Annotated in this window: 21 protein-coding genes; 6 read left to right on the top strand and 15 right to left on the bottom strand. The window is 70.5% G+C overall.

Translation table 11 applies throughout. The annotated features are described in order from the left end of the window. Nucleotides 1-36 precede the first annotated feature (36 nt). From ACQPXB_RS34665 to ACQPXB_RS34630, 8 genes are all read right to left on the bottom strand, one after another. A complete protein-coding gene (locus ACQPXB_RS34665; RefSeq protein WP_432845832.1) occupies nt 37-810 on the bottom strand; it encodes an enoyl-CoA hydratase-related protein in 774 nt (257 codons plus the stop codon). 211 nt (nt 811-1,021) lie between these two features. Beyond that, entirely contained in the window at nt 1,022-1,750 is a 729-nt protein-coding gene (locus ACQPXB_RS34660) for a sirohydrochlorin chelatase (protein ID WP_432845831.1), read from the bottom strand. Beyond that, on the bottom strand, nt 1,747-3,009 hold the full coding sequence (locus ACQPXB_RS34655) for a sulfate adenylyltransferase subunit 1 (protein WP_386952331.1): 1,263 nt from the start codon (nt 3,007-3,009) through the stop codon (nt 1,747-1,749). The genes ACQPXB_RS34660 and ACQPXB_RS34655 overlap by 4 nt, the downstream gene beginning before the upstream one ends. Further along, on the bottom strand, nt 3,009-3,917 hold the full coding sequence (gene cysD, locus ACQPXB_RS34650; RefSeq protein ID WP_432845830.1) for a sulfate adenylyltransferase subunit CysD: 909 nt from the start codon (nt 3,915-3,917) through the stop codon (nt 3,009-3,011). The genes ACQPXB_RS34655 and cysD overlap by 1 nt, the downstream gene beginning before the upstream one ends. A gap of 20 nt (nt 3,918-3,937) precedes the next feature. Beyond that, nucleotides 3,938-4,633: a phosphoadenylyl-sulfate reductase gene (locus ACQPXB_RS34645; RefSeq protein ID WP_366582554.1), complete on the bottom strand. Its 696-nt coding sequence runs from the start codon at nt 4,631-4,633 to the stop codon at nt 3,938-3,940. Next, nucleotides 4,630-4,788 carry an Insertion element protein gene (locus ACQPXB_RS34640; RefSeq protein WP_354874043.1) on the bottom strand — a complete coding sequence of 53 codons (159 nt, stop codon included), beginning with the start codon at nt 4,786-4,788 and terminating at the stop codon, nt 4,630-4,632. Before ACQPXB_RS34640 ends, ACQPXB_RS34645 begins: the two co-directional genes overlap by 4 nt. After that, nucleotides 4,785-6,476, bottom strand: coding sequence for a nitrite/sulfite reductase (locus ACQPXB_RS34635; RefSeq protein WP_366582555.1), 1,692 nt, complete (start codon nt 6,474-6,476; stop codon nt 4,785-4,787). The genes ACQPXB_RS34640 and ACQPXB_RS34635 overlap by 4 nt, the downstream gene beginning before the upstream one ends. Nucleotides 6,477-6,602: 126 nt before the next feature. Beyond that, entirely contained in the window at nt 6,603-6,689 is an 87-nt protein-coding gene (locus ACQPXB_RS34630) for a putative leader peptide (protein WP_354874210.1), read from the bottom strand. A 269-nt stretch (nt 6,690-6,958) separates the two neighbouring features. Here ACQPXB_RS34630 and hemW point away from each other — a divergent pair, with 269 nt between their 5' ends. Continuing rightward, nucleotides 6,959-8,167: a radical SAM family heme chaperone HemW gene (hemW, locus tag ACQPXB_RS34625; RefSeq protein ID WP_366582556.1), complete on the top strand. Its 1,209-nt coding sequence runs from the start codon at nt 6,959-6,961 to the stop codon at nt 8,165-8,167. Between the two features lie 72 nt (nt 8,168-8,239). Further along, nucleotides 8,240-9,160 (top strand): NADP-dependent oxidoreductase, encoded by a 921-nt coding sequence (locus ACQPXB_RS34620; RefSeq protein ID WP_366582557.1) that lies wholly within the window; start codon nt 8,240-8,242, stop codon nt 9,158-9,160. Here ACQPXB_RS34620 and ACQPXB_RS34615 read toward each other — a convergent pair. Further along, entirely contained in the window at nt 9,150-9,857 is a 708-nt protein-coding gene (locus ACQPXB_RS34615; protein WP_386952343.1) for a TetR/AcrR family transcriptional regulator, read from the bottom strand. The two genes, ACQPXB_RS34620 and ACQPXB_RS34615, sit on opposite strands and share 11 nt — an antisense overlap. 96 nt (nt 9,858-9,953) lie before the next feature. Here ACQPXB_RS34615 and ACQPXB_RS34610 point away from each other — a divergent pair, with 96 nt between their 5' ends. The 4 genes from ACQPXB_RS34610 to ACQPXB_RS34595 all read left to right on the top strand — a co-directional run bounded on the left by ACQPXB_RS34610 (nt 9,954) and on the right by ACQPXB_RS34595 (nt 13,726). After that, a complete protein-coding gene (locus ACQPXB_RS34610; protein WP_432845829.1) occupies nt 9,954-10,361 on the top strand; it encodes an SgcJ/EcaC family oxidoreductase in 408 nt (135 codons plus the stop codon). A 37-nt stretch (nt 10,362-10,398) separates the two neighbouring features. Beyond that, nucleotides 10,399-11,598 (top strand): amidohydrolase family protein, encoded by a 1,200-nt coding sequence (locus tag ACQPXB_RS34605; RefSeq protein WP_366582560.1) that lies wholly within the window; start codon nt 10,399-10,401, stop codon nt 11,596-11,598. A gap of 81 nt (nt 11,599-11,679) precedes the next feature. Continuing rightward, a complete protein-coding gene (locus tag ACQPXB_RS34600; protein WP_386952349.1) occupies nt 11,680-12,495 on the top strand; it encodes a siderophore-interacting protein in 816 nt (271 codons plus the stop codon). Nucleotides 12,496-12,505: 10 nt separating this feature from the next. Continuing rightward, a complete protein-coding gene (locus tag ACQPXB_RS34595) occupies nt 12,506-13,726 on the top strand; it encodes a serine hydrolase domain-containing protein (RefSeq protein WP_366582562.1) in 1,221 nt (406 codons plus the stop codon). A 44-nt stretch (nt 13,727-13,770) separates the two neighbouring features. Here the strand turns inward: ACQPXB_RS34595 and ACQPXB_RS34590 are convergent, their stop codons facing one another. The 6 genes from ACQPXB_RS34590 to ACQPXB_RS34565 all read right to left on the bottom strand — a co-directional run bounded on the left by ACQPXB_RS34590 (nt 13,771) and on the right by ACQPXB_RS34565 (nt 20,400). Continuing rightward, nucleotides 13,771-14,994, bottom strand: a complete 1,224-nt coding sequence (locus ACQPXB_RS34590; protein ID WP_432845828.1) for a glycoside hydrolase family 71/99-like protein — start codon at nt 14,992-14,994, stop codon at nt 13,771-13,773. 113 nt (nt 14,995-15,107) lie between these two features. Continuing rightward, complete coding sequence (locus tag ACQPXB_RS34585) at nt 15,108-15,623, bottom strand: pyridoxamine 5'-phosphate oxidase family protein (RefSeq protein ID WP_366582564.1); 516 nt, start codon at nt 15,621-15,623, stop codon at nt 15,108-15,110. A 39-nt stretch (nt 15,624-15,662) separates the two neighbouring features. Then, complete coding sequence (locus ACQPXB_RS34580) at nt 15,663-16,661, bottom strand: TIGR03842 family LLM class F420-dependent oxidoreductase (RefSeq protein ID WP_432845827.1); 999 nt, start codon at nt 16,659-16,661, stop codon at nt 15,663-15,665. Between the two features lie 10 nt (nt 16,662-16,671). Then, entirely contained in the window at nt 16,672-18,066 is a 1,395-nt protein-coding gene (gene hydA, locus ACQPXB_RS34575) for a dihydropyrimidinase (RefSeq protein ID WP_366582566.1), read from the bottom strand. Then, entirely contained in the window at nt 18,066-18,908 is an 843-nt protein-coding gene (locus tag ACQPXB_RS34570) for a nitrilase-related carbon-nitrogen hydrolase (protein WP_364066729.1), read from the bottom strand. Before ACQPXB_RS34570 ends, hydA begins: the two co-directional genes overlap by 1 nt. Further along, entirely contained in the window at nt 18,859-20,400 is a 1,542-nt protein-coding gene (locus ACQPXB_RS34565) for an NCS1 family nucleobase:cation symporter-1 (protein WP_366582567.1), read from the bottom strand. Before ACQPXB_RS34565 ends, ACQPXB_RS34570 begins: the two co-directional genes overlap by 50 nt. Between the last annotated feature and the right edge of the window lie 82 nt (nt 20,401-20,482).

The raw sequence follows: 20,482 nt of genomic DNA, 5'->3' as shown, positions 1-20,482 counted from the left end.
CGCTGGCAGATCGGGGATCGGGACACGGGCCTCAGTTCAGTCTTCGGGGACCCAGTTCGGTTTGCGCTTCTGGGCGAACGCGAGGATGCCTTCCTGACCTTCCTCGCTCGCGAAGAACCCGGCCGACAGCTCGTTCATCGCGGCGAAGCCTTCCGACGGCGTGGCCGGACGCGGCTTGCTCAGCAGGGTTTTGGTCGCTGCCAACGCCTTCGGGCCGCCGAGCGTCAGCGACTTGAGGTACCGCTGCACGGTCTCGTCGAGCTCGGCGGCGGGCACCGCGGCGTTGAGCAAACCGATCTCCACGGCCCGCCGCGCGTCGAACACGTCGCCGGTGAGGAACAGCTCGTGCGCGGCGCGGGGGTTCAGCCGCGGCAGCACCGTCAGCGAGATCACGGCCGGCACCACGCCGATGCGGACCTCGGAGAACGCGAACGTCGCCTCGGGCACCGCGACCGCGATGTCGCACGCGGCGACCATGCCGATGCCGCCGGCACGGGCCGGGCCGGCCAGGCGCGCCACGACCGGCTTCGGGCTGGTCCACAGCCGTTCGAGGATCTTCGGGAACTCGTTCACACCCTGGTCGCCGGCCCCGGCCCCGCGGGCCTCCTTGAGGTCCATGCCGGCGCAGAAGACCGGGCCGGTGTGCGTCAGGAGCACCACCCGCACGGCGTCGTCGGCGACGGCCTTGTCCAGCGACTCGGAGAGCTCGCGGCGCAGCTGCGCGGACAGGGCGTTGCGGTTGTACGGGGAGTCGAGGGTGATCGTGGCGGTGCCGCCCACCACGTCGTAGTGCACCAGTTCGTCAACCATGGCACCACAATCGCACACGGGCCCGCGGGGGAGCCTGTGACGTGCGTCGGGGGCCGCCGGGACGAGGGCGGCCCGGGCCGGGAACGACAATGTGGCGACGCCGCCGGCCACCGTGAGCTTCGGCGCCGTCACGTCGGCGTCCAGGGTCAGGTGCCACCCAAAACGCGTATTGGATTCGGCTTTAGGTGCTGACCTGCGCAGGAGTGTGCTGCTAAAGCGGTATCCGGGTCACGACGTCCGCATAGCGGTGCAGCACGGCGGCGGCCACGCGCGGGTCGGTGCCCAGCGGTTCGGCGAGGAACACGGCGCGGTCGGCCTCACGCGCGTGCACCGCGATGCGGTCGGGCAGCAGTCCGGGCGCGAGGAACCACGACGCGACGACGATCCGCCGCACGCCCCGAGCCCGCAGCCGCGCCACGGCGGCGGGTACGTCGGGCTGCGCCGCGCTCGCGAACGCCTCGGTGACCGGCAGCCCCAGCTCGCCCTCCCAGCGGGCGGCCAGGTCGGCGACGGCGGCGTTGGCCCCGGCGTTCGACGAACCGACGGCGCTGACCACGACCCCGTCGCCCGGGCCCAGGCCGGCGCCGGAGAGCCGGTCGAGTGCGACGCGTTCCAGCATCGGGTCGACGCCCAGCACCTCGGACACCCGCACGTCGAAGCCCGGGCACTCCGCCTTGACCTCGGCGACGAGCGCGGGCAGGTCCACTCGCGCGTGGAACGCACTGCCGAGCAGCAGTGGCACGACGACGGCGGCGCGGTGGCCCTGCGTGTACAGCCGGCGCAGGACGTCGGTGACCCGCGGTTGCGAGAGGTCCAGGAAGGACTCGTAGACCTCGATCCCCGGCGCCTGCGCGCGCACGCGCTCCACGAGCCCCCGCACGGTCGCGGCCGAGCGGGGGTCGCGGCTGCCGTGCGCGACGGGGACGAGGGGAGCCGTCACGGGAACCGTTCGCCGACCAGCCCGGCGGCGAGCGTGTCGCCGTCCTTCGGGTCGATGACGAGGAACGCGCCCGTGCGCGGGCTGTCGGTGTAGTCGTCCACGCCCAGCGGCTCGGCCAGGCGCAGCTCGACGCGGCCGATGTCGTTGAGGTCCAGCGAGTCCGGATCGTCCACGCTGGACAGCGTCTGCTCGTCGAAGCGGGCGGTGAGCTCGGTGACCATGGCCTGGACCGTGCGCGTGCCGTGCTTCACGAGCACGCGCGCGCCCGGCTTGAGCTGCTTCGACGAGAGCCAGCACAGCGTCGCGGTGAGCTCGTCGGTGACGCGGGGCGCGCGATCGGCCACGGCGATGAGGTCGCCGCGGGAGATGTCGAGGTCGTCGGCCAGCAGCAGCGTCACGGACGTGCCGGCGCCCGCCTCGTCCAGCGGTCCGTCGGCGGTGTCGATGCGCTCGACCGTGCTGCGCAGCCCGGCGGGCAGCACCACGATCTCGTCGCCCGGCCGGATGGTGCCGGCGGCGATCTGCCCGGCGTAGCCGCGGTAGTCGAGGTACTCGGGCGTGCGCGGCCGGATCACGTACTGCACGGGGAACCGGAACGCCGCCTCGTGCGGGTCCGGCGCCACGGGCACGGTTTCCAGGTGCTCCAGCAGGGTCGGGCCGTCATACCAGGGGGTGCGCTCGGAGGCGGTGGCGACGTTGTCCCCCTCCAGCGCGGAGACGGGAATGGTGACGACGGTGCCGTGCCCGTAGCCCAGCGATTCGGCGTGGGCGGTGAACTCCTTGGCGATGACGGAGAAGGTCTCTTCGTCGTAGTCGACGAGGTCGATCTTGTTCACCGCCAGTACCAGCCGCGGCACCCCGAGCAGGGCGAGCACGGCGGCGTGGCGGCGGGTCTGCTCCACGACACCCTTGCGCGCGTCGACCAGCAGCACCGCGAGCTGCGCGGTGGACGCGCCGGTCACCGTGTTACGGGTGTACTGCACGTGGCCCGGGGTGTCCGCCAGGACGAACGAGCGCCGTGGGGTGGCGAAGTAGCGGTAGGCGACGTCGATGGTGATGCCCTGCTCCCGCTCCGAGCGCAAACCGTCCACCAGCAGGGACAGGTCCGGAGTGGACAGTCCCTTGTCCACCGACGCGCGGGTGACGGCGTCGAGCTGGTCGGCCAGCACCGACTTCGTGTCGTACAGCAGCCGCCCGACCAGGGTGGACTTGCCGTCGTCGACGCTGCCCGCCGTGGCGAGCCTCAGCAGCGAACTCATCAGAAGTAGCCCTCCCGCTTGCGGTCTTCCATGGCCGCTTCCGACATCCGGTCGTCCGCCCGGGTCGCCCCGCGCTCGGTCAGCCGCGACGCCGACACCTCCGCGATCACGTCCTGCACGGTCACCGCGGTGGACTCGATCGCCCCCGTGCACGAACCGTCGCCGACGGTCCGGTACCGCACCGACAGCTCCCGCACCTGTTCGTCCGGACGGGGGCCGCCCCAGGGACCTTCGGCCAGCCACATGCCGTCGCGCTGGTAGACCTCGCGCTGGTGGGCGTAGTAGATCGACGGGAGCTCGACCTTTTCCCGCGCGATGTAGTTCCACACGTCCGCTTCGGTCCAGTTCGACAACGGGAACACCCGCACCTGCTCGCCCGGGCGGTGACGGCCGTTGTAGAGGTTCCACAGCTCCGGCCGCTGCCGCCGCGGCTCCCACTGCCCGAACGAGTTGCGCAGGCTGAAGATGCGTTCCTTGGCCCGCGCCCGTTCCTCGTCGCGGCGGCCGCCGCCGAACACCGCGTCGAACTTGTTCTCCGCGATCGTGTCCAGCAACGGCGTGGTCTGCAGCGGGTTGCGCAGGCCGTCGGCGCGCTCTTCCAAGCGGCCGTCGTCGATCCAGTCCTGCACCTTCGCCACCACCAGCCGCAGCCCGTATCTCTCGACGACGCGGTCGCGGAACTCGATGACCTCGTCGAAGTTGTGCCCGGTATCCACGTGCAGCAACGGAAACGGCACCGGCGCGGGCCAGAAGGCTTTGATCGCCAGGTGCAGCAGCAGCGTCGAGTCCTTGCCGCCGGAAAAGAGGATCACGGGCCGGTCGAACTCACCCGCCACTTCGCGGAAAATGTGGATGGCTTCGGATTCCAGCGCGACCAGGTTGTCGACCGCGGGTTCCAGAGTGGTCATCGGTCCCTCTGTGTTCGCCATCAGCCGTGCAGTCCGCACTCGGTCTTCGACTGGCCGGCCCAGCGGCCGCTGCGCGGGTCCTGCCCGGCCTCGACCTTCGCCGTGCACGGCGCGCAGCCGATGGACAGATAACCCACTGACACCAACGGGTTCTCGAGCACGCCGTGGTCGCGGATGTAGCCGTTGAACTCGTCGTCGGTCCACGCGGCGAGCGGGTTGACCTTCACGAGGCCGTTGCGCTCGTCCCAGGTGACGATCGGGGTGTTCGCGCGGGTCGGCGCGTCCACGCGGCGCACGCCGGTGACCCACGCCGAGTACTTCGCCAGCGTGTCGCGCAGCGGCACCACCTTGCGCAGGAAGCAGCACTGGTTGGGGTCCCGGGCGAACAGGTCCTTGCCGTACTCGGCGTCCTGCTCGGCCACGCTCTGCGCGGCCTGCGCGTTGACGATCGTCACGTCGGGGTACACCGTCTGCACGGCGTCGCGCGTGCCGATCGTCTCCGGGAAGTGGTAACCGGTCTCGAGGAACAAAACGTCCACATCGGACTTGACCTGGGTCGCCAGGTCGATGAGCACGGCGTCCTGCATGTTCGACGCGACGATGAAGTCGTCGCCGAACTGCTCGACCGTCCAGCGCAGGGCTTCCTCCGCCGTGGCCTGGGCCAGCTCTTTCTCCGCGCGTTCGGCCAGGGTCCGGTAGTCAGCTGTGGCCGTCATCCGAGCGTCTCCTCCGGTAGGGACAGTCCGTGGAACTTCACCGAGAACCCGCGCCGGCAGGCGCCGCAGAGCCAGCCGCCGTCTTCGGCGGGGCGCAGGTCCTCGTCACCGCAGAACGGGCAATAGTAGGGCACCGCTCGTTCTGTCGAGGTCACTGCAGCAGGCTTTCGTCGGCCCGCCCGACCCACTGCGCGAAGCGCTCGCCGGGCTCGCGGCCCTCGAGGTAGGCGCGGACCACGCGCTCGACGTAGTCGACCAGCTCGTCGGCGACGACCTTGTGCCCGCGCAGCTTGCGGCCGAACCCGGCGTCGAGGCCGAGCCCGCCGCCGAGGTGCACCTGGAACCCCTCGACCTGGCGGCCCTCGGCGTCGGTGACGATCTGGCCCTTGAGCCCGATGTCGGCGGTCTGGATGCGGGCGCACGAGTTGGGGCAGCCGTTGAGGTGCACGCTGACCGGGTTCTCCAGGTCGCCCTGCACGTCGGCGAGCCGCTTCTCGAGGTCGGTGACCAGCGCCTGCGCGCGGGCCTTCGTCTCGACGATCGCGAGCTTGCAGAACTCCAGCCCGGTGCACGCCATCACGCTGCGCCGCCACGGCGAGGGCTTGGTGTGCAGGCCCAGCTCGGCGAGCTCCGTCTCCAGGCCCGGCACCTCGGACTCGGGCACGTCGAGGACCACGAGCTTCTGCTGCGGCGTCAGGCGCACCCGCCCGGAGCCCGCGCGTTCGGCGGCCTTGGCCACGGCCAGCAGCGTCTCGCCGTTCACGCGGCCGGCGACGGGCGCGGCACCGACGTAGAACTTGCCGTCGACCTGCCGGTGCACGCCGACGTGGTCGATCGGGGCGGGCGGCACGTCCGGCGCGGGGCCGTCGAGCAGCGGGCGCTTGAGGTACTTCTCCTCCAGCACCTCGCGGAACTTCGCGGCGCCCCAGTCCTTCACGAGGAACTTGATGCGGGCGCGCGAGCGCAGGCGGCGGTAGCCGTAGTCGCGGAAGACGCTGATCACGCCTTCCCACACGTCCGGCACCTCGTCGCGCGGCACCCAGGCGCCGAGGCGCTGGCCGATCATCGGGTTGGTCGAGAGGCCGCCGCCGACCCAGACGTCGAAGCCCGGGCCGTGCTCGGGGTGGTTCACGCCGACGAACGCGACATCGTGGATCTCGTGCGCCACGTCCTGCTGGCCCGACACCGCGGTCTTGAACTTGCGCGGCAGGTTCGCGTACTGCGGGTCGCCGATGTAGCGGCGCTTGATCTCCTCGATGGCGGGTGTGCCGTCGATGATCTCGTCGGCCGCGATCCCGGCGACGGGCGAGCCCAGGATCACGCGGGGGCTGTCGCCGCACGCCTCCATGGTGGTCATGCCCGCGTTCTCGAGCTTCTGCCAGATCGTGGGCACGTCCTCGATCCGGATCCAGTGGTACTGGATGTTCTGCCGGTCGGTGATGTCCGCGGTGCCGCGCGCGTGCGTCTGGGAGATCTCCGCCAGCACGGCCAGCTGCTGCGTGGTGAGCATGCCGCCGTCGAGGCGCACGCGCATCATGAAGTAGCGGGCGTCCAGCTCCTCGGGCTCGAGCGTGGCCGTGCGGCCGCCGTCGATGCCTTCCTTGCGCTGGGTGTAGAGGCCGAACCAGCGGAACCGGCCTCGCAGGTCACCGGGGTCGATCGAGTCGAAGCCGCCGTGGGCGTAGATGTTCTCGATGCGCGCGCGGGCGTTGAGCGGGTTGTCGTCCTTCTTCGACCGCTCGTTGGGGTTCAGCGGCTCTCGGTAGCCGAGCGCCCACTGTCCCTCGCCGCGCTTCTGCCGCGGCCGGCTCTTCGCGGGGGTTTCACGCGTGGGTGAGGCCATGAGGAGTCCTCCGGTTAGTGGCTCCGGACGCCGCTGAGGTCGTGCCGCTTCGAGGCGGGCGACGGGGATCGCGGCGGGTCCGGCGCCGGCGGTCCAGATGTGGTGGGCTGGGTCGGGCGTCGGGAGTCAGCGGGCAGGCCGGCAGAGCGCGCTCGCGACCCGCAGAAGGTCGACGTGGCGGCGCGCCACGAGAAGGACACCGGCAGGACTCACCGGCCCAGATAACCACGCGTTCAGAACGTGGTTCAAACGCGTCCGGATGGTGGGAGGGCCTGCGCACGGGGCTTGCGCGCGGGCCCGGACTGTGGGTGATCGGGCTCGCTGCCTGCGGTTTTGCCGCCGAACGGGGGTCGCCCGGAAGGCCGCTCGGGAGGGGTTCCGGCCGGCTCGGGTGACGCGGAGGTTCGTTCGGCGGCCGAACTTCCGCCCGGGTGGAGCAGGGCCCGGGTCGCGCCGGGGCGGTGCGAGGGACAATGGACGTCGTGCCTGACGTAGCCGAGCTGCCTGCCGAGACCGGATTGCCCGAAAGTGCCCTGGAGGGGCTCGGGCGACGGCCGTTCGGCGTCTACGTGCACGTGCCGTTCTGCGCCACGCGCTGCGGGTACTGCGACTTCAACACCTACACCGCCGGTGAACTGGGCTCTGCCGCGTCGCCGAGGTCGTGGCTCGACGGGCTGCGCCGCGAGCTGGAGCTGGCCGCGCGGGTGCTCGGGGAGCCGCCGGCGACCGACACGGTGTTCGTGGGCGGGGGCACGCCGTCGTTGCTGGGCGCGGACGGGCTGGCGGAGGTGCTCGAGGTCGTGCGCGACGCGTTCGGGCTGGCGCCGGGCGCCGAGGTCACGACCGAGTCCAACCCCGAGTCGACGTCGCCGGAGTTCTTCGAACGGATCCGGGCGGCCGGGTACACGCGGGTGTCGCTGGGGATGCAGTCGGCCGCGCGGCACGTGCTGCAGGTGCTCGACCGCGTGCACACGCCCGGCCGGCCCGTGGACGCCGCGCGCGAGGCGCGGGCCGCCGGGTTCGAGCACGTGAACCTCGACGTGATCTACGGCACGCCCGGCGAGCGCCCGGAGGACCTGCGGGCCTCGCTCGACGCCGTGCTGTCCGCGGGTGTCGACCACGTGTCGGCGTACGCGCTGATCGTGGAGGAGGGCACCGCGCTCGCCCGCCGCGTGCGCCGGGGCGAGCTGCCCGCGCCCGACGACGACGTGCTGGCCACCGACTACGAGATGATCGACTCCGTGCTCTCGGCCGCCGGCCTGCGGTGGTACGAGGTGTCCAACTGGGCCTCCGGCGACGCGGCCCGCTGCCGGCACAACCTCGGCTACTGGCAGGGCGGCGACTGGTGGGGCGCGGGCCCCGGCGCGCACAGCCACGTGGGCGGCGTGCGCTGGTGGAACGTCAAGCACCCGGCCAAGTACGCGTCGCTGCTGGCGGAGGGGAACAGTCCCGAAGCCGGCCGTGAGCTGCTCACCGAAGAGGACCGGCACCTCGAACGCATCATGCTCGAACTCCGGGTCGCGGAAGGACTCGCGCTCGATGCGCTCGACGCCGCCGGAATCGCCGAAGCCCGCGCCGCTGCGGCGGAAGGACTCCTGGAACCGTCCCTTCTGGACAGTCGCGGCCGCGCCGTGCTCACGGACCGCGGGCGGCTGCTCGCCGACGGTGTGGTCCGTCGCCTGGCCGGCTGAATTTTCGCTCAGCGGGCATAAACCGGGCTGATGGTTCGTTGGTCGAAGTATCGACGAGCGAGGGAGTCGCGCATGCCGCAGGCGGTCAGGTACAGCGAACACGGCGGGATCGACGTCCTGGGAGTGGAAGAGGTCGCCCGTCCGGTGCCCGGTCCCGGCCAGGTGCTCGTGGAGGTCAGAGCCGCCGGGATCAACCCCGGTGAAGCCGCCATCCGCGAAGGCGTGTTCGCGCAGCAGTTCCCGTCGACGTTCCCGTCCGGGCAGGGCAGCGACCTCGCCGGCGTCGTCGCCGAGCTGGGTGCGGGCGTCGAGGAGATCCAGGTCGGTGACGAGGTCATCGGCTTCGTGCACACGCGCTCCAGCCAGGCCGAGTTCGTGCTGGTGGACGCCGAGAACCTGACGCCGAAGCCCAGCGGCGTGTCGTGGGAAGCGGCGGGTGGGCTGTTCGTCGCGGGCACCACCGCGTACGCCGCCGTGCGCGCGGTTCACCTGCACGACGGCGACACCCTCGTGGTGTCCGGTGCGGCCGGCGGTGTCGGCTCCCTGGTCGTGCAGCTGGCGAAGCTCACCGGTGCGACCGTGGTCGGGATCGCGAGCGAGGCCAACCACGCGTGGCTGGCGGAGCAGGACGTGCTCCCGGTGGCCTACGGCGAGGGTCTCGAAGAGCGCCTCCGCGAGGTCACCGGCGGCAAGGTCGACGCGTTCATCGACACCTACGGCGACGGGTACGTCGAGCTCGCGCTGCGCCTGGGTGTCTACACGGGACGGATCGACACCGTGATCGACTTCGCCGCCGCGCAGAAGTACAACGTGAAGACCGAGGGCAACATGGCCGCCGCGAGCGCCGAGGTCATGCGCGACCTCGCCGCGCTGGTGGACAAGGGCCTGCTCGAGGTGCCCGTCGCGGCCACTTACCCGCTGGCGCGGGTGCAGGACGCCTACCGCGAGCTGGAGCGGCGCCACACGCGCGGCAAGATCGTGCTCAAGCCCTGACGAGGCTCTGCAGTCCGCCCACGAACATCGCGAGGGCGAACTCGAAGCGGTCCTTGCTCGTCTCGCCGGTGAAGAACTGCCCCGACTGCAACAGGTTCGGGAACGCACCGGCCGGCAGGGACCGCATGTAGTCGGCCATCTGCCGTTCGCGTTCGGCGACTTCCGCCTCGTCGTAGTCGCCGAACGTCCAGCTGCTCGCTTCGTACGCGTACGCCTTGGCGTACAGGCTCAACGCGTCGCCCGCGAACACCGCCTGTTTCAGATCCAGGCCCCCGGCGCGCAGGATCGCGAGCATCGCCTCGCCCTGGCGCAGCGAGTTCGGCGTGACGGGCACCGGCGTGTTCCACGCGACCTTCGCGATGCCCGGGTAGGCCACCATCGCGCGGACCTGCTGGCGCACCTGCTCTTTCACCTGCTCGGCCCAGTTCCCGGGATCCGGCTCCGGCACCGGCACGTCGCCCAGGACCGCGTCGAGCATGAGCTCGTCGAGCTCCTCCTTGTTGGCCACGTGCGCGTAGAGCGACGCGGGCCCGGTCTCCAGCTGCTGGGCGATCCTTCGCATCGACACGGCTTCGAAGCCCTCGGCGGCGAGCAGGCCCAGCGCCGTCTTCACCACCAATTCCCGTGACAGCAACGGCTTTTCGGCGCGCCGGCGAGGGCTCGGGCCACGGCGCCACGGCGGGGGCGGGACGGTCATGGACAGCAGCCTAGACGAATCGGGCCTTGACTCGAACACCGTTCGCCGATAGAACGGTGTTCGTTATGACGAACGCCGTTCGACAAGGAGCTCACCATGACCGACCGGGAAGAAGTCCTCACCGTGCTCAGTCGGCTCGCCGACGCCTGGAACAGCGGCGACGCCGCCGCGTACGCGAGTTTGTTCACCGAAGACGCCGATTACGTGACGTTCTTCGGGATGCGCCTGCCCGGCCGCGAGCTGATCGAGAGCTCGCACCGCGCGTTGTTCGAGGGTCCGCTGCGGGGTTCGAAGATCGGGGGACCCGGCGACGCGTCGGTGCGGTTCCCGGCCGAGGACGTCGCCGTCGTCGTCTCCGGCGGCGGTTCGGCGCTCGACGGGGGCGACGCCGTGGCTCAGGGGCGGGAGAGCACCTTGACGTTCGTGCTGGTCCGCTCGGGAACGGGCTGGCTGATCACGGCGTTCCAGAACACCCGGGTGAGCGATCCGCGCGCGGCGGCGTGATCCGATTCCGTCGGACCGCCGCGCTACGGTTCGTCCCGTGTTGATCCGTGATGTCCGCCCCTGGGGTGGCGAGCGCAGCGACGTGGAGCTGACCGGCGACCGGATCGCGGCGGTGCGCCCGCACGACCCGGCCCCGGTCGCCGACGCGATCGAGGGCCGGGGCCGGCTGCTGTTCCCGTCGTTCAGCGACGTCCACGTGCACCTGGACTCGACGCGGATCGGCTTGCCGTTCCGTCCCCACACCGGCGGCCCCGGCGTGTGGGCGATGATGACCAACGACCGTGAGAACTGGCGGTCGGCGGAGGTGCCGCTGCCGGAGCGGGTGGCGGGCACGCTGGAGCGGATGATCGCGCACGGCACCACGCGCGTCCGCAGCTACGCGCAGGTCGACGTCGACTGCGGGCTGGAGAAGCTCGACGCCGTGCTGGCCGCGAAGGACAAGTTCGCGGACCAGGCCGAGGTGCACGTGATGGCGTTCGCCCAGGCGGGCATCCTCCGGGAACCGGGCACGCTCGACGTCCTGGACGCGGCGCTGCGGTCCGGCGCGACGGTGATCGGCGGCATCGACCCGTGCACGGTGGACCGCGACCCGAAGGGCCACCTGGACGCGGTGTTCGGCCTGGCGGAGAAGCACCAGGTCGAGGTGGACATCCACCTGCACGAGCCGGGCCACCTCGGCCTGTTCTCGACGGACCTGGTGCTGGAGCGCGTCCGGGCGCTGGACCTGCGCGGCAAGGTGACGATGTCGCACGCGTACGACCTGGGCTCGATCTCCGAGTCGGTGAGCCGCCGGGTGATCGACGACTTCGCCGAGCTGGACGTCGCGATGACCACGGTGGCGCCGTCTTCCGCCGGGCAGCTTTCCTTGCTGGACCTCGTTTCCGCCGGCGTGCGGATCGGCCTGGGGGAGGACGGGCAGCGCGACTACTGGAGCCCGTACGGCAACTGCGACCTGCTGGACCGGACCTGGCAGCTCGCGTTCACGCGCGGGTTCCGCCGGGACGAGCACATCGAGCTGGCCCTGGCCGTGGCGACCATGGGCGGGGCCTCGATCATGAGCCACGACGTGCCCCGCCTGGCCGGGGTGCCGGACCGCCCGGGGCTCGGCGTGGGCGACCGGGCCGATCTCGTCCTCGTGGACGGGGAGACGCCCACGAGCGCGGTGATGGACCGCGGCCGGGACCGGACGGTCCTGCACGACGGGGTGGTGGTGGCCGACGGTCTCGCAGTCGTCTGACCAGTGCCGCTAGGCGGGACGGGGGAGGGGCGCGTACGGTGGACCCAGATTAGGTAAGCCTTAGTGAATGGGTGGTGTCCGATGGCCGATGCGCCGGCGCGCAAGGGGAACCCGGGCGTGCGCTTGTCGGTTCTGCGCAAGGAGAACCTGACCCCGCACATGATCCGGATCGTGGCCGGGGGCGAAGGCCTGCGCGATTTCCAGCCCAACGCGTTCACCGACGCGTACGTGAAGGTGATCTTCAAGGTGCCGGGCGTCGAGTACCCGGAGCCGTTCGACCTGCAGCGCATCCGCGCGGAGTTCCCGCGGGAGCAGTGCCCGCGGATGCGTTCGTACACCGTGCGGTCCTACGACGAAGCGGCCGGCGAGCTCGTGCTCGACTTCGTGGTGCACGGCGACGAAGGGCTGGCCGGCCCGTGGGCGATGCGGGCGCAGCCGGGCGACGAGCTGCTGCTCGCGGGCCCCGGTGGGGTCTACGCGCCGCGCGCTGACGCGGGCTGGCACCTGCTCGTGGGCGACGAGGCCGCGTTGCCGGCCATCGCCGCGTCGCTGGAGGTCATGCCGGCCGGCGCTCGCGCGCACGTGTTCCTGCTCGTGTCCGACGCTTCGGAGGAACAGCCGCTGGTGACGAAGGCCGACGCGCAGATCACGTGGCTGCACCGGTCGGCTGGTGCAGACCTCGCGGCCGAGGTGAAGGCGCTGCCGTGGCCGGGTGAGGACGTGCACGCGTTCGTCCACGGCGAGGCCGGCTTCGTGCGCGAGCTGCGGCGGTACCTGTTCGCCGAGCGCGGCGTGGCGAAGGAGTCGGTGTCGATCTCCGGCTACTGGCGCGAAGGCAAGAACGACGAGGCGTGGCGCGAGGAGAAGGCGGCCGAGCGGGCGCGCGAAAGGGCGTAATGTCGCCGGCATGAACGTGGAGACCGACCCGTCTTCGGCGGGGTTCGACGCTGACCGTCTGAAGCGGATCGACCGGCATTTCGACGCCTATGTGGACGACGGGCGGCTGCCCGGTTACCTCGCGGTGGTGAGCAGGCACGGACGCGTCGTCCACGTCGCTTCCCACGGAAAGCGGGACGTCGAGTCGGGCGCCCCCGTGGACCACGACACCATCTGGCGCATCTTCTCGATGACCAAGCCGATCACCTCGGTGGCGGCGATGACCTTCGTCGAAGAGGGCGTGATCGACCTCAACGACCCGATTTCCCGCTGGCTGCCCGAATTCGCGGCGCCGCAGGTGTACGTGAAGGGTTCGGCGCTGAGCCCGATGACGGTGCCCGCGACCGAGCCCATTCGCCTGTGGCACCTGCTCACCCACACCAGCGGCCTCACCTACGGCTTCCACCACACGCATCCCGTCGACACGATCTACCGCGCCGCGGGCTTCGAGTGGGGCACCCCGCCGGGTCTGGACCTCGCCGCCTGCACCCGCGCGCTGGCCGAGCTCCCGCTGGTCTTCCAGCCCGGCAGCGAGTGGAACTACTCGGTGTCCACGGACGTCCTCGGCCGGCTCGTGGAGGTCCTCGCGGGCAAGCCCCTGGACGAAGTCTTCGCGGAGCGGATCTTCGGGCCGCTGGGCATGACGGACACCGGCTTCTCCACGAAGGACACGGACCGCCTGGCGGCCCTGTACGTCGCGCATCCGCGGACCAAGCTGCCCACCCGCAACGAGGCTTTCGGGTCCATCGGCGTCGCGCGGCCCGACTCGTTCTCGGGCGGCGGCGGGCTGGTCTCGACCGCGGCCGACTACCACCGCTTCACGCAGATGCTGCTGCGCGGCGGTTCGCTGGACGGCGCCCGGATCCTGGGCCCGCGCACGGTCGACCTCATGGCGAGCAACCACCTGCCGGGCCACGTGGACCTGGAGGCCTTCGGGCGGCCGCTGTTCGCGGAGATGCCCTTCGACGGCTTCGGCTTCGGCCTGGGCTTCTCCGTGCTGGAAGACCCGGTCAAGGCCAAAACCCTCTCCAGCCCCGGCGAATACGCCTGGGGCGGTGCCGCTTCGACGGCCTTCTGGGTGGACCCGGTGGAGGACCTGACGGTGGCGTTCTACACGCAGCTGCTCCCGTCGAGCACCCATCCCATCCGGCAGCAGCTGCGGCAGCTGGTTTACCAAGCGATCGTCGACTGAGCCTGTCGGGCGGTGCGCCGTTCGGGCGCACCGCCTGCTTCGGCTCAGCCGGCCGGTGACGTCGGGCGGTTCGGGGTCAGCGCGATCTCTCCGCGCAGCATGCGGCCGCCGTCGCCGGTGAGGCGCAGGTAGTAGTCCGAGGTGCAGTGGGTGCCGTCTTCGTCGAGAGCCCAGAGGCCGGAGCCGGCCGGGATCATGGACGCGTCTTCGGCGGTTTTGGCGATCTGGTTGCCCTCGTTGTACTCGTCGAACATCGAGATGTAGATGCCCTGGGCGCCGGCGCGGATCATGTTGTAGAACTGGCGCCACATGAAGTCGCCGTGGGCGCGTTGGCGGGCCTGGGTGTCGCCGGGCAGGACGCAGGGCTGGTAGTCGATGCCGTGCGCGGTGCAGTCGGCCTGGTCGCCGACGGTGATGGTGGTGTAGACGTTGTCGGAGTCGCCCGCGTTGCCGATCGCGCCGACCATCCAGGGCGAGAGCGCGTCGAAGGCGTGGTACACGTCGGAAAACCCGGTGCGGGTCCCGGATCCGCCGACGCGCCATTCGCGCGGCACGCCGCCGATCACGTAGCAGCCCTGGCCTTTGAACCAGTTCACCACGTCGAGGCACGTGCCGGCGTCCCACGGGTGGTTGTCGTCGTTGAACCCGAAGCCCCAGATGCAGACGACGGGCTTGCCGTTCTGCCGGGCGTACGCGCTCGATGCCGTGTGCGCCGCCATCTTCGCCGTCCAGTCGGCCTTGATCTCCTGCTGCATCGAGGCCCAGCCGCTGACGTCGTACATGACGTAGAACTTCCGGCCGTACGCCTCGGCCGCAGTGCGCACCTTCTGCGCCAGGGCATCCCGCGTCGGTCCCTCACCGCCGGTCGGGTTGAAGCGCTGCAGGGCCGCGGTGTCGATGCCGTACTGGCGCAGCCACGAAAAATGCGTGTCCACGGTCTGCTGGTCGTAGGAGGAGAACAGGCTCGCCGGCCGCCCGTCGCCCAGGTTCGCGTAGGCGCTCGGGTACGTCCGCTGGTAGTCGCGTACGTCGGGCCACGACTTGATCCCCGTGTTCGACGGTGACGGCGCCTGGCCCCAGTTTTGGCTCCAGTGCCACCAGCCGTTGATCGGTGCGCCGTCGCCGGCGCAGGCGAACCAGCCCTGGTAGCCGACGGTGATCTTGCCGACCACGTCACCGGGCGGGCTCGCGGCCGCCACCCCGGCCACCGAAGGCCACGCGGCAGCCGCGGCGGCGAGCGAAAAGAAGGTACGACGGGACACGCCCATGGGGAAGCTCCTCGATGCGCGGGACAGGAGGTGGCGGCCTGGGGCGAGAATACGAATCTTTCACGCGTTTGTATAGCGGGCAGAGACTTTCTGTCGGCTTGCCGCAAGCCGGGTCACGCGGCGAAATCCCACCGTGTCGCGCCGTGAGGTTCGGCCGTGGCGACGCCCACGGCGGTGTGCAGGGTCAGCGCGTAGACGTGCCACGGCGCCGGACCGGCGCTGGGGGCGCTGTAGGGAGCGGTGAAGGCGTCGCCGGCCACGGCCGCGGGCCAGCCGCCCGAGCGGTACACGGCGGCGAGGCGGTCCAGGACAGCGGAATCCGTGACGCGGGCGGCGGTGCCCTCCAACGTCAGGTCCAGGCCGGACAGTCGCACGCCGATGCTGCACCACGGGTTCGCCGCGAGCAGGCGCGACTTCAGGGCGCCCGGCCCGCTGGTGAAGTACAGCGCGTCGGAGTCCCACACCGCGCCCACGCCGGCCGTGTGCGGGCGGCCGTCGGCGCGCACAGTGGTGAGGAAAAACGTCAGGTCTGCGGTCGGCGAGGGACTGAGGGCGTCACGGGCGCGGCTCCAGGGGAGCTCGGCGTGGTCGTAGATGTCCAGGTTCCGGGTGCGAGTGGATTCAGTCATGCCAACGCGTCGAACGGCGGCACCGGGAATCGACAAGCTCTACGCGGTGAGTTTGCCGACGATCTGCCCGCCGTACGCGGCCAGCGTCTGCTCGCGTTCGTCGTGCATCAGGTACAGCGCGAACTGGTTCACACCCAGCTCCGCGAGCTCCTGCAGGCGCGCGATGTGCGCGGGGGCGGGCCCGAGCAGGCAGAACCGGTCGACGATCTCGTCCGGCACGAAGTCGGTGGACGGGTTTCCGGCGCGGCCGTGGTGGCTGTAGTCGTAGCCGGTGCGGGCGCGGATGTAGTCGGTGAGCTCGTGCGGCACCGGGCCGGAGTCGCCGTAGCGCGCGACGAGGTCCGCCACGTGGTTGCCGACCATGCCGCCGAACCAGCGCAGCTGCTCGCGCTGGTGGGCGAGGTCTTCGCCGACGTACGCGGGCGCCGCCACGCAGATCGTGATGCCACCCGGGTCGCGGCCCGCGGCGCGCGCTGCCTCGCGCACCGCGCCGATCGTCCAGCGCGCGATGGCCGGGTCGGCGCACTGCAGGATGAAGCCGTCGGCGTGCTCGCCCACGGTCTTCAGCGCCTTCGGCCCGTACCCGGCCATCCACATCTCCAGCCGCCCGTTGCGCACCCAGGGGATGCGCACGGCCGTGTCGTTGATCGTGACCTCGCGCCCCTCGGCGAGGTCACGCACCACCTGCATGCAGTCGCGCACCGTGGCCAAAGTGGACGGTGGGTTCCCGACGACCCGGTGCGCCGAGTCGCCGCGCCCGATGCCGCACACCGTGCGGTTGCCGTACATGTCGTTGAGCGTGGCGAAGGTCGACGCCATCACCGACCAGTCGCGCGTGGCCGGCGAGGTGACCATCGGCCCCACCACCAGCGACGACGTCTCCGCCAGGATCCGCGAGTAGATCACGAACGGTTCCTGCCACAGCACGGCCGAGTCGAACGTCCAGCCGTACCGGAACCCCTGGTCCTCGGCCGCCTTCATCAGCCGCACGACGTCCGACGCCGGCGGGTCCGTCTGCAGCACGATCCCGAAATCCACGACGCACCCCTCAATTCAGGTACTGGTTGAGTCCACGCGACAGGAACTTCCCGTGCCCGGCCGAACCGCTGAAGCCGGAAGGAGACACCACGACCCGGCCTCGCGACAGGACAGTGTGGACCTTCCCGGTCAGCTCGAAGCCTTCATACGCCGAGTAATCCACGTTCATGTGGTGCGTCGAAGCCGACAACGTCTGCGTCGCCGCGGGATCGTAGATCACGATGTCCGCGTCCGACCCGGCCGCGATCACGCCCTTGCGCGGATACAGCCCGAACATCCGCGCCGGCGTCGCCGAGCACGTCTCGACCCAGCGGCCCAGCGTGATCTCACCCGCGACCACGCCCTGGTGCAGCAGGTCCATCCGGTGCTCGACGCCCGGCATCCCGTTGGGGATCGCGCGGAAGTCGTCGCGGCCGAGCTCCTTCTGGTCCTTGAAGCAGAACGGGCAGTGGTCCGTCGAGACCACCGACAGGTCGTTGGTCCGCAGCCCCCGCCACAGGTCGGCCTGGTGCGACTTCTCCCGCAACGGCGGCGACGCGACGAACTTCGCACCCTCGAACCCCGGCCGGGCGAGGTCCTCGATGGACAGGTAGAGGTACTGCGGGCACGTCTCCGCGAACACGTTCTGCCCGGCCTCGCGCGCCTCCGCCACCGCCGCAAGCGCTTGCGCCGCCGAGAGGTGCACGATGTAGAGCGGCGCGCCCGTCACGGCCGCGAGCGTGATGGCCCGCGAAGTCGCCTCGCCTTCCAGCTCGGGCGGCCGCGTGAGGCCGTGCTGCACCGGGTCCACCCGGCCGGCCGCCACGGCCTGCGCGGCCAGCTGGTCGATCGCGATGCCGTTCTCCGCGTGCATCATGATCGTCGCGCCGATCTCACGCGCCTGCTGCATCGCCAGCAGGATCTCGCCGTCGGTCGAGTAGAACACGCCCGGGTAGGCCATGAACATCTTGAACGAACCGACGCCCGCGTCCACACAGGACTGCATTTCCTTGAGCGTGGAATCGTTCACGTCCGACATGATCATGTGGAACCCGTAGTCGATCGCGCAGTTGCCGTCGGCCTTCGAGTGCCACTTGTCCAGGGTGGACTGCAACGACGTGCCCTTGGCCTGCACAGCGAAGTCGATGATCGTGGTCGTCCCGCCCCAGGCCGCCGCGGTGGTGCCCGTCTCGAACGTGTCCACGGAATGCGTGCCGCCGAACGGCATCTCCATGTGCGTGTGCGCGTCGATCCCGCCGGGCAGCACGTACTTTCCGGTGGCGTCGATGGTCTCGTCGGCACCGAGTCGCCCGAGCACGCCGGGTGCGGCGACGGCGGCGATGCGCTCGCCGTCCACCAGCACGTCGGCGAGCACCGCACCGGACGGTGAGACGACCTGGCCACCCTGGATCAGAAGCGTGCTCATCAGGCCTCCGTCAGGGGTCCGTAGCTGTCCGGGCGGCGGTCGCGGTAGAACGCCCACAGGTCGCGCACCTCGGCGAGCCGGCCCATGTCGAGGTCGCGTACCACGATCTCCTCCTCGGTGTCCGACGCGGCGTCGCCCACGAGCTGCCCGCGCGGGTCCGCGAAGTACGACTGGCCGTAGAAGTCGTTGTCGCCCAAGGGTTCCACGCCGACGCGGTTGATCGTGCCCACGTAGTACTCGTTCGCCACCGCGGCCGCCGGCTGCTCCAGGCGCCACAGGTACTCCGACAGGCCGCGGCTGGTCGCCGACGGGTTGAACACGATCTTCGCCCCCGCCAGGCCCAGCGCGCGCCAGCCCTCGGGGAAGTGGCGCTCGTAGCAGATGTAGACGCCGATGCGGCCCACCGCCGTGTCGAACACCGGGTAGCCGAGGTTGCCGGGCCGGAAGTAGAACTTCTCCCAGAACCCCTTCACCTGCGGGATGTGGTTCTTGCGGTGCTTGCCCAGGTACTTGCCGTCCGCGTCGATCACCGCCGCGGTGTTGTAGTAGACGCCCGGCTGCTCCTGCTCGTACATCGGCACCACCAGCACCACGCCGTGGCGCTCGGCCACCTCCTGCATGAGCTTCGTGGTCGGGCCGTCGGGGATGCCCTCGGTGTAGGAGTAGTAGTCGGCGTCCTGGATCTGGCAGAAGTACGGGCCGTAGAACAGCTCCTGCAGGCAGACGACCTGGGCTCCCTGCGAGGCCGCCTTGCCGATGGCGTCGACGGCGTTGGCGATCATCGAGTCCTTGTCACCCGTCCACCGCTGCTGGATCAATCCGGCTCGAACCAGGTCGCTCACTTGTCTCCTCCTTCTTCACGGGCAGGGCGAGCAGCCAGTACACGACGAACGCGCCGGCGAAGCCGATCACCCAGTTGTAGTCGTAGAGCGGTTTGAGGAACGGGATGAGACCGTCCGCGGGGAAGGGGCCGCCGTAGGCTCCGCCGACCGCGAGCACTGCCCCCACCAGCGTCGCGACGAGGGCGCGCCAGTTCCAGCCCCCGCGGAACCAGTACACCCCATCGGGCGTGTAGAGATCGCGCAAACGAAGCCGCGTCCGGTTGACCGCCCAGTAGCCGGCCACCAGCACGCCGGCGACGGCGCCGAGCAGGCCGCCGTAGAACCCGAGCCACGCGAAGATGTAGATGCTCGGGTCGGAGTAGAGCCGCCACGGCTGGATCGCGACGCCGAGGATGCCCGTGATCAGGCCGCCGATCGCGAAGGTGATGCGCTTCGGGAAGGCATTGGAGAAATCGTAGGACGGGCTCACGACGTTGGCCGCCAGGTTCGCCGAGATCGTCGCGAACACCAGCGCGGCCAGCGCCACGACCACCACGATCGGGCTGGAGAAGCGGTCCGCGAGCTGCGCGGGGTCCCAGATGTCCTCGCCGTAGAGCACGTGGCCGCCCGACGTCGTGAGGATCGCGACGATCGCGATGAACGTCATCGTGGTCGGCAGGCCGAGGATCTGCCCGCGCACCTGCTTGCGCTGGCTGCCGCCGAAGCGCGTGAAGTCCGGCATGTTCAGCGAGAGCGTGGACCAGAACGCGATCATCGCCATCAGCGACGGCGCGAACACCTTCCAGAAGTCCGGGCCCCAGCCGAGCTTGCCGCCGTCTTCGAGGATCGGGCCGAGACCGCCGGCCTTCACGAGCACGTAGCCGAGCATGATGAGGAACCCGACGGACACGAGCGGCGCCGTCCAGTTCTCGAACTTGCGCACCGCGTCCATGCCGCGCCAGATGATCAGCATCTGCACGATCCAGAACACGGCGAAGCTCAGCCACAGCGTCCAGTGCTGGCCCCACACCACCGTCGAGTCGCGCCAGCCGGAGCCGGCGAGGCGCCCGACGATCACGTAGATCGCCTCGCCGCCCACCCACGTCTGGATGCCGAACCAGCCGCACGCGATGAACGCGCGCAGCAGTGCGGCCAGGTTGGCGCCGCGCAGGCCGTAGAACGCGCGGGCGAACACCGGGAACGGGATGCCGTACTTCGTGCCGGCGTGGCTGTTGAGCAGCATCGGCGCGAGCACCACGATGTTGCCGATGGTGATCGTGATGAGCGCCTGGACCCAGTTCATGCCGAGCGCGATGAGCGACGCGGCCAGGGCGTAGCTGGGGATGTTGTGCGCCATCCCCATCCAGAGCGCGAAGTAGTTGTACGTGGTCCAGGTGCGTTTGGCGACCGGGACGGGGGCCAGTTCCTCGTTGAAGAACCGGCTGCCCGCGAGGGACCGCACATCGGCGAGTTCCACGCGGCCGTCGGCGTGTTCGCGTGTCGTCGGCTCCATTGCGGAATCCTGCGCGCCCGTCGAGGGCGGGTGGCAGAGGCAGACTGTTCACTCTTCGCGTGCGCTCGGCGCAGACTGTCGA

Origin of the sequence: Amycolatopsis sp. CA-161197 (genome assembly GCF_050942255.1) — a bacterium.
Lineage (GTDB): Bacteria > Actinomycetota > Actinomycetes > Mycobacteriales > Pseudonocardiaceae > Amycolatopsis.
Note: the sequence above shows the minus strand (reverse complement) of the source record. Positions and strands in the feature narration are given on the sequence as shown.

What these genes read in the sequence shown, in the direction of transcription:
- ACQPXB_RS34585 (WP_366582564.1), bottom strand. Translation starts at nt 15,623, where the DNA reads ATGACTGAATCCACTCGCACCCGGAACCTGGACATCTACGACCACGCC.
- ACQPXB_RS34620 (WP_366582557.1), top strand. Translation starts at nt 8,240, where the DNA reads ATGCCGCAGGCGGTCAGGTACAGCGAACACGGCGGGATCGACGTCCTG.
- ACQPXB_RS34600 (WP_386952349.1), top strand. Translation starts at nt 11,680, where the DNA reads ATGGCCGATGCGCCGGCGCGCAAGGGGAACCCGGGCGTGCGCTTGTCG.
- ACQPXB_RS34655 (WP_386952331.1), bottom strand. Translation starts at nt 3,009, where the DNA reads ATGAGTTCGCTGCTGAGGCTCGCCACGGCGGGCAGCGTCGACGACGGC.
- ACQPXB_RS34610 (WP_432845829.1), top strand. Translation starts at nt 9,954, where the DNA reads ATGACCGACCGGGAAGAAGTCCTCACCGTGCTCAGTCGGCTCGCCGAC.
- ACQPXB_RS34595 (WP_366582562.1), top strand. Translation starts at nt 12,506, where the DNA reads ATGAACGTGGAGACCGACCCGTCTTCGGCGGGGTTCGACGCTGACCGT.
- ACQPXB_RS34565 (WP_366582567.1), bottom strand. Translation starts at nt 20,400, where the DNA reads ATGGAGCCGACGACACGCGAACACGCCGACGGCCGCGTGGAACTCGCC.
- ACQPXB_RS34645 (WP_366582554.1), bottom strand. Translation starts at nt 4,633, where the DNA reads ATGACGGCCACAGCTGACTACCGGACCCTGGCCGAACGCGCGGAGAAA.
- ACQPXB_RS34615 (WP_386952343.1), bottom strand. Translation starts at nt 9,857, where the DNA reads ATGACCGTCCCGCCCCCGCCGTGGCGCCGTGGCCCGAGCCCTCGCCGG.
- cysD (WP_432845830.1), bottom strand. Translation starts at nt 3,917, where the DNA reads ATGACCACTCTGGAACCCGCGGTCGACAACCTGGTCGCGCTGGAATCC.
- ACQPXB_RS34635 (WP_366582555.1), bottom strand. Translation starts at nt 6,476, where the DNA reads ATGGCCTCACCCACGCGTGAAACCCCCGCGAAGAGCCGGCCGCGGCAG.
- ACQPXB_RS34665 (WP_432845832.1), bottom strand. Translation starts at nt 810, where the DNA reads ATGGTTGACGAACTGGTGCACTACGACGTGGTGGGCGGCACCGCCACG.
- ACQPXB_RS34590 (WP_432845828.1), bottom strand. Translation starts at nt 14,994, where the DNA reads ATGGGCGTGTCCCGTCGTACCTTCTTTTCGCTCGCCGCCGCGGCTGCC.
- hydA (WP_366582566.1), bottom strand. Translation starts at nt 18,066, where the DNA reads ATGAGCACGCTTCTGATCCAGGGTGGCCAGGTCGTCTCACCGTCCGGT.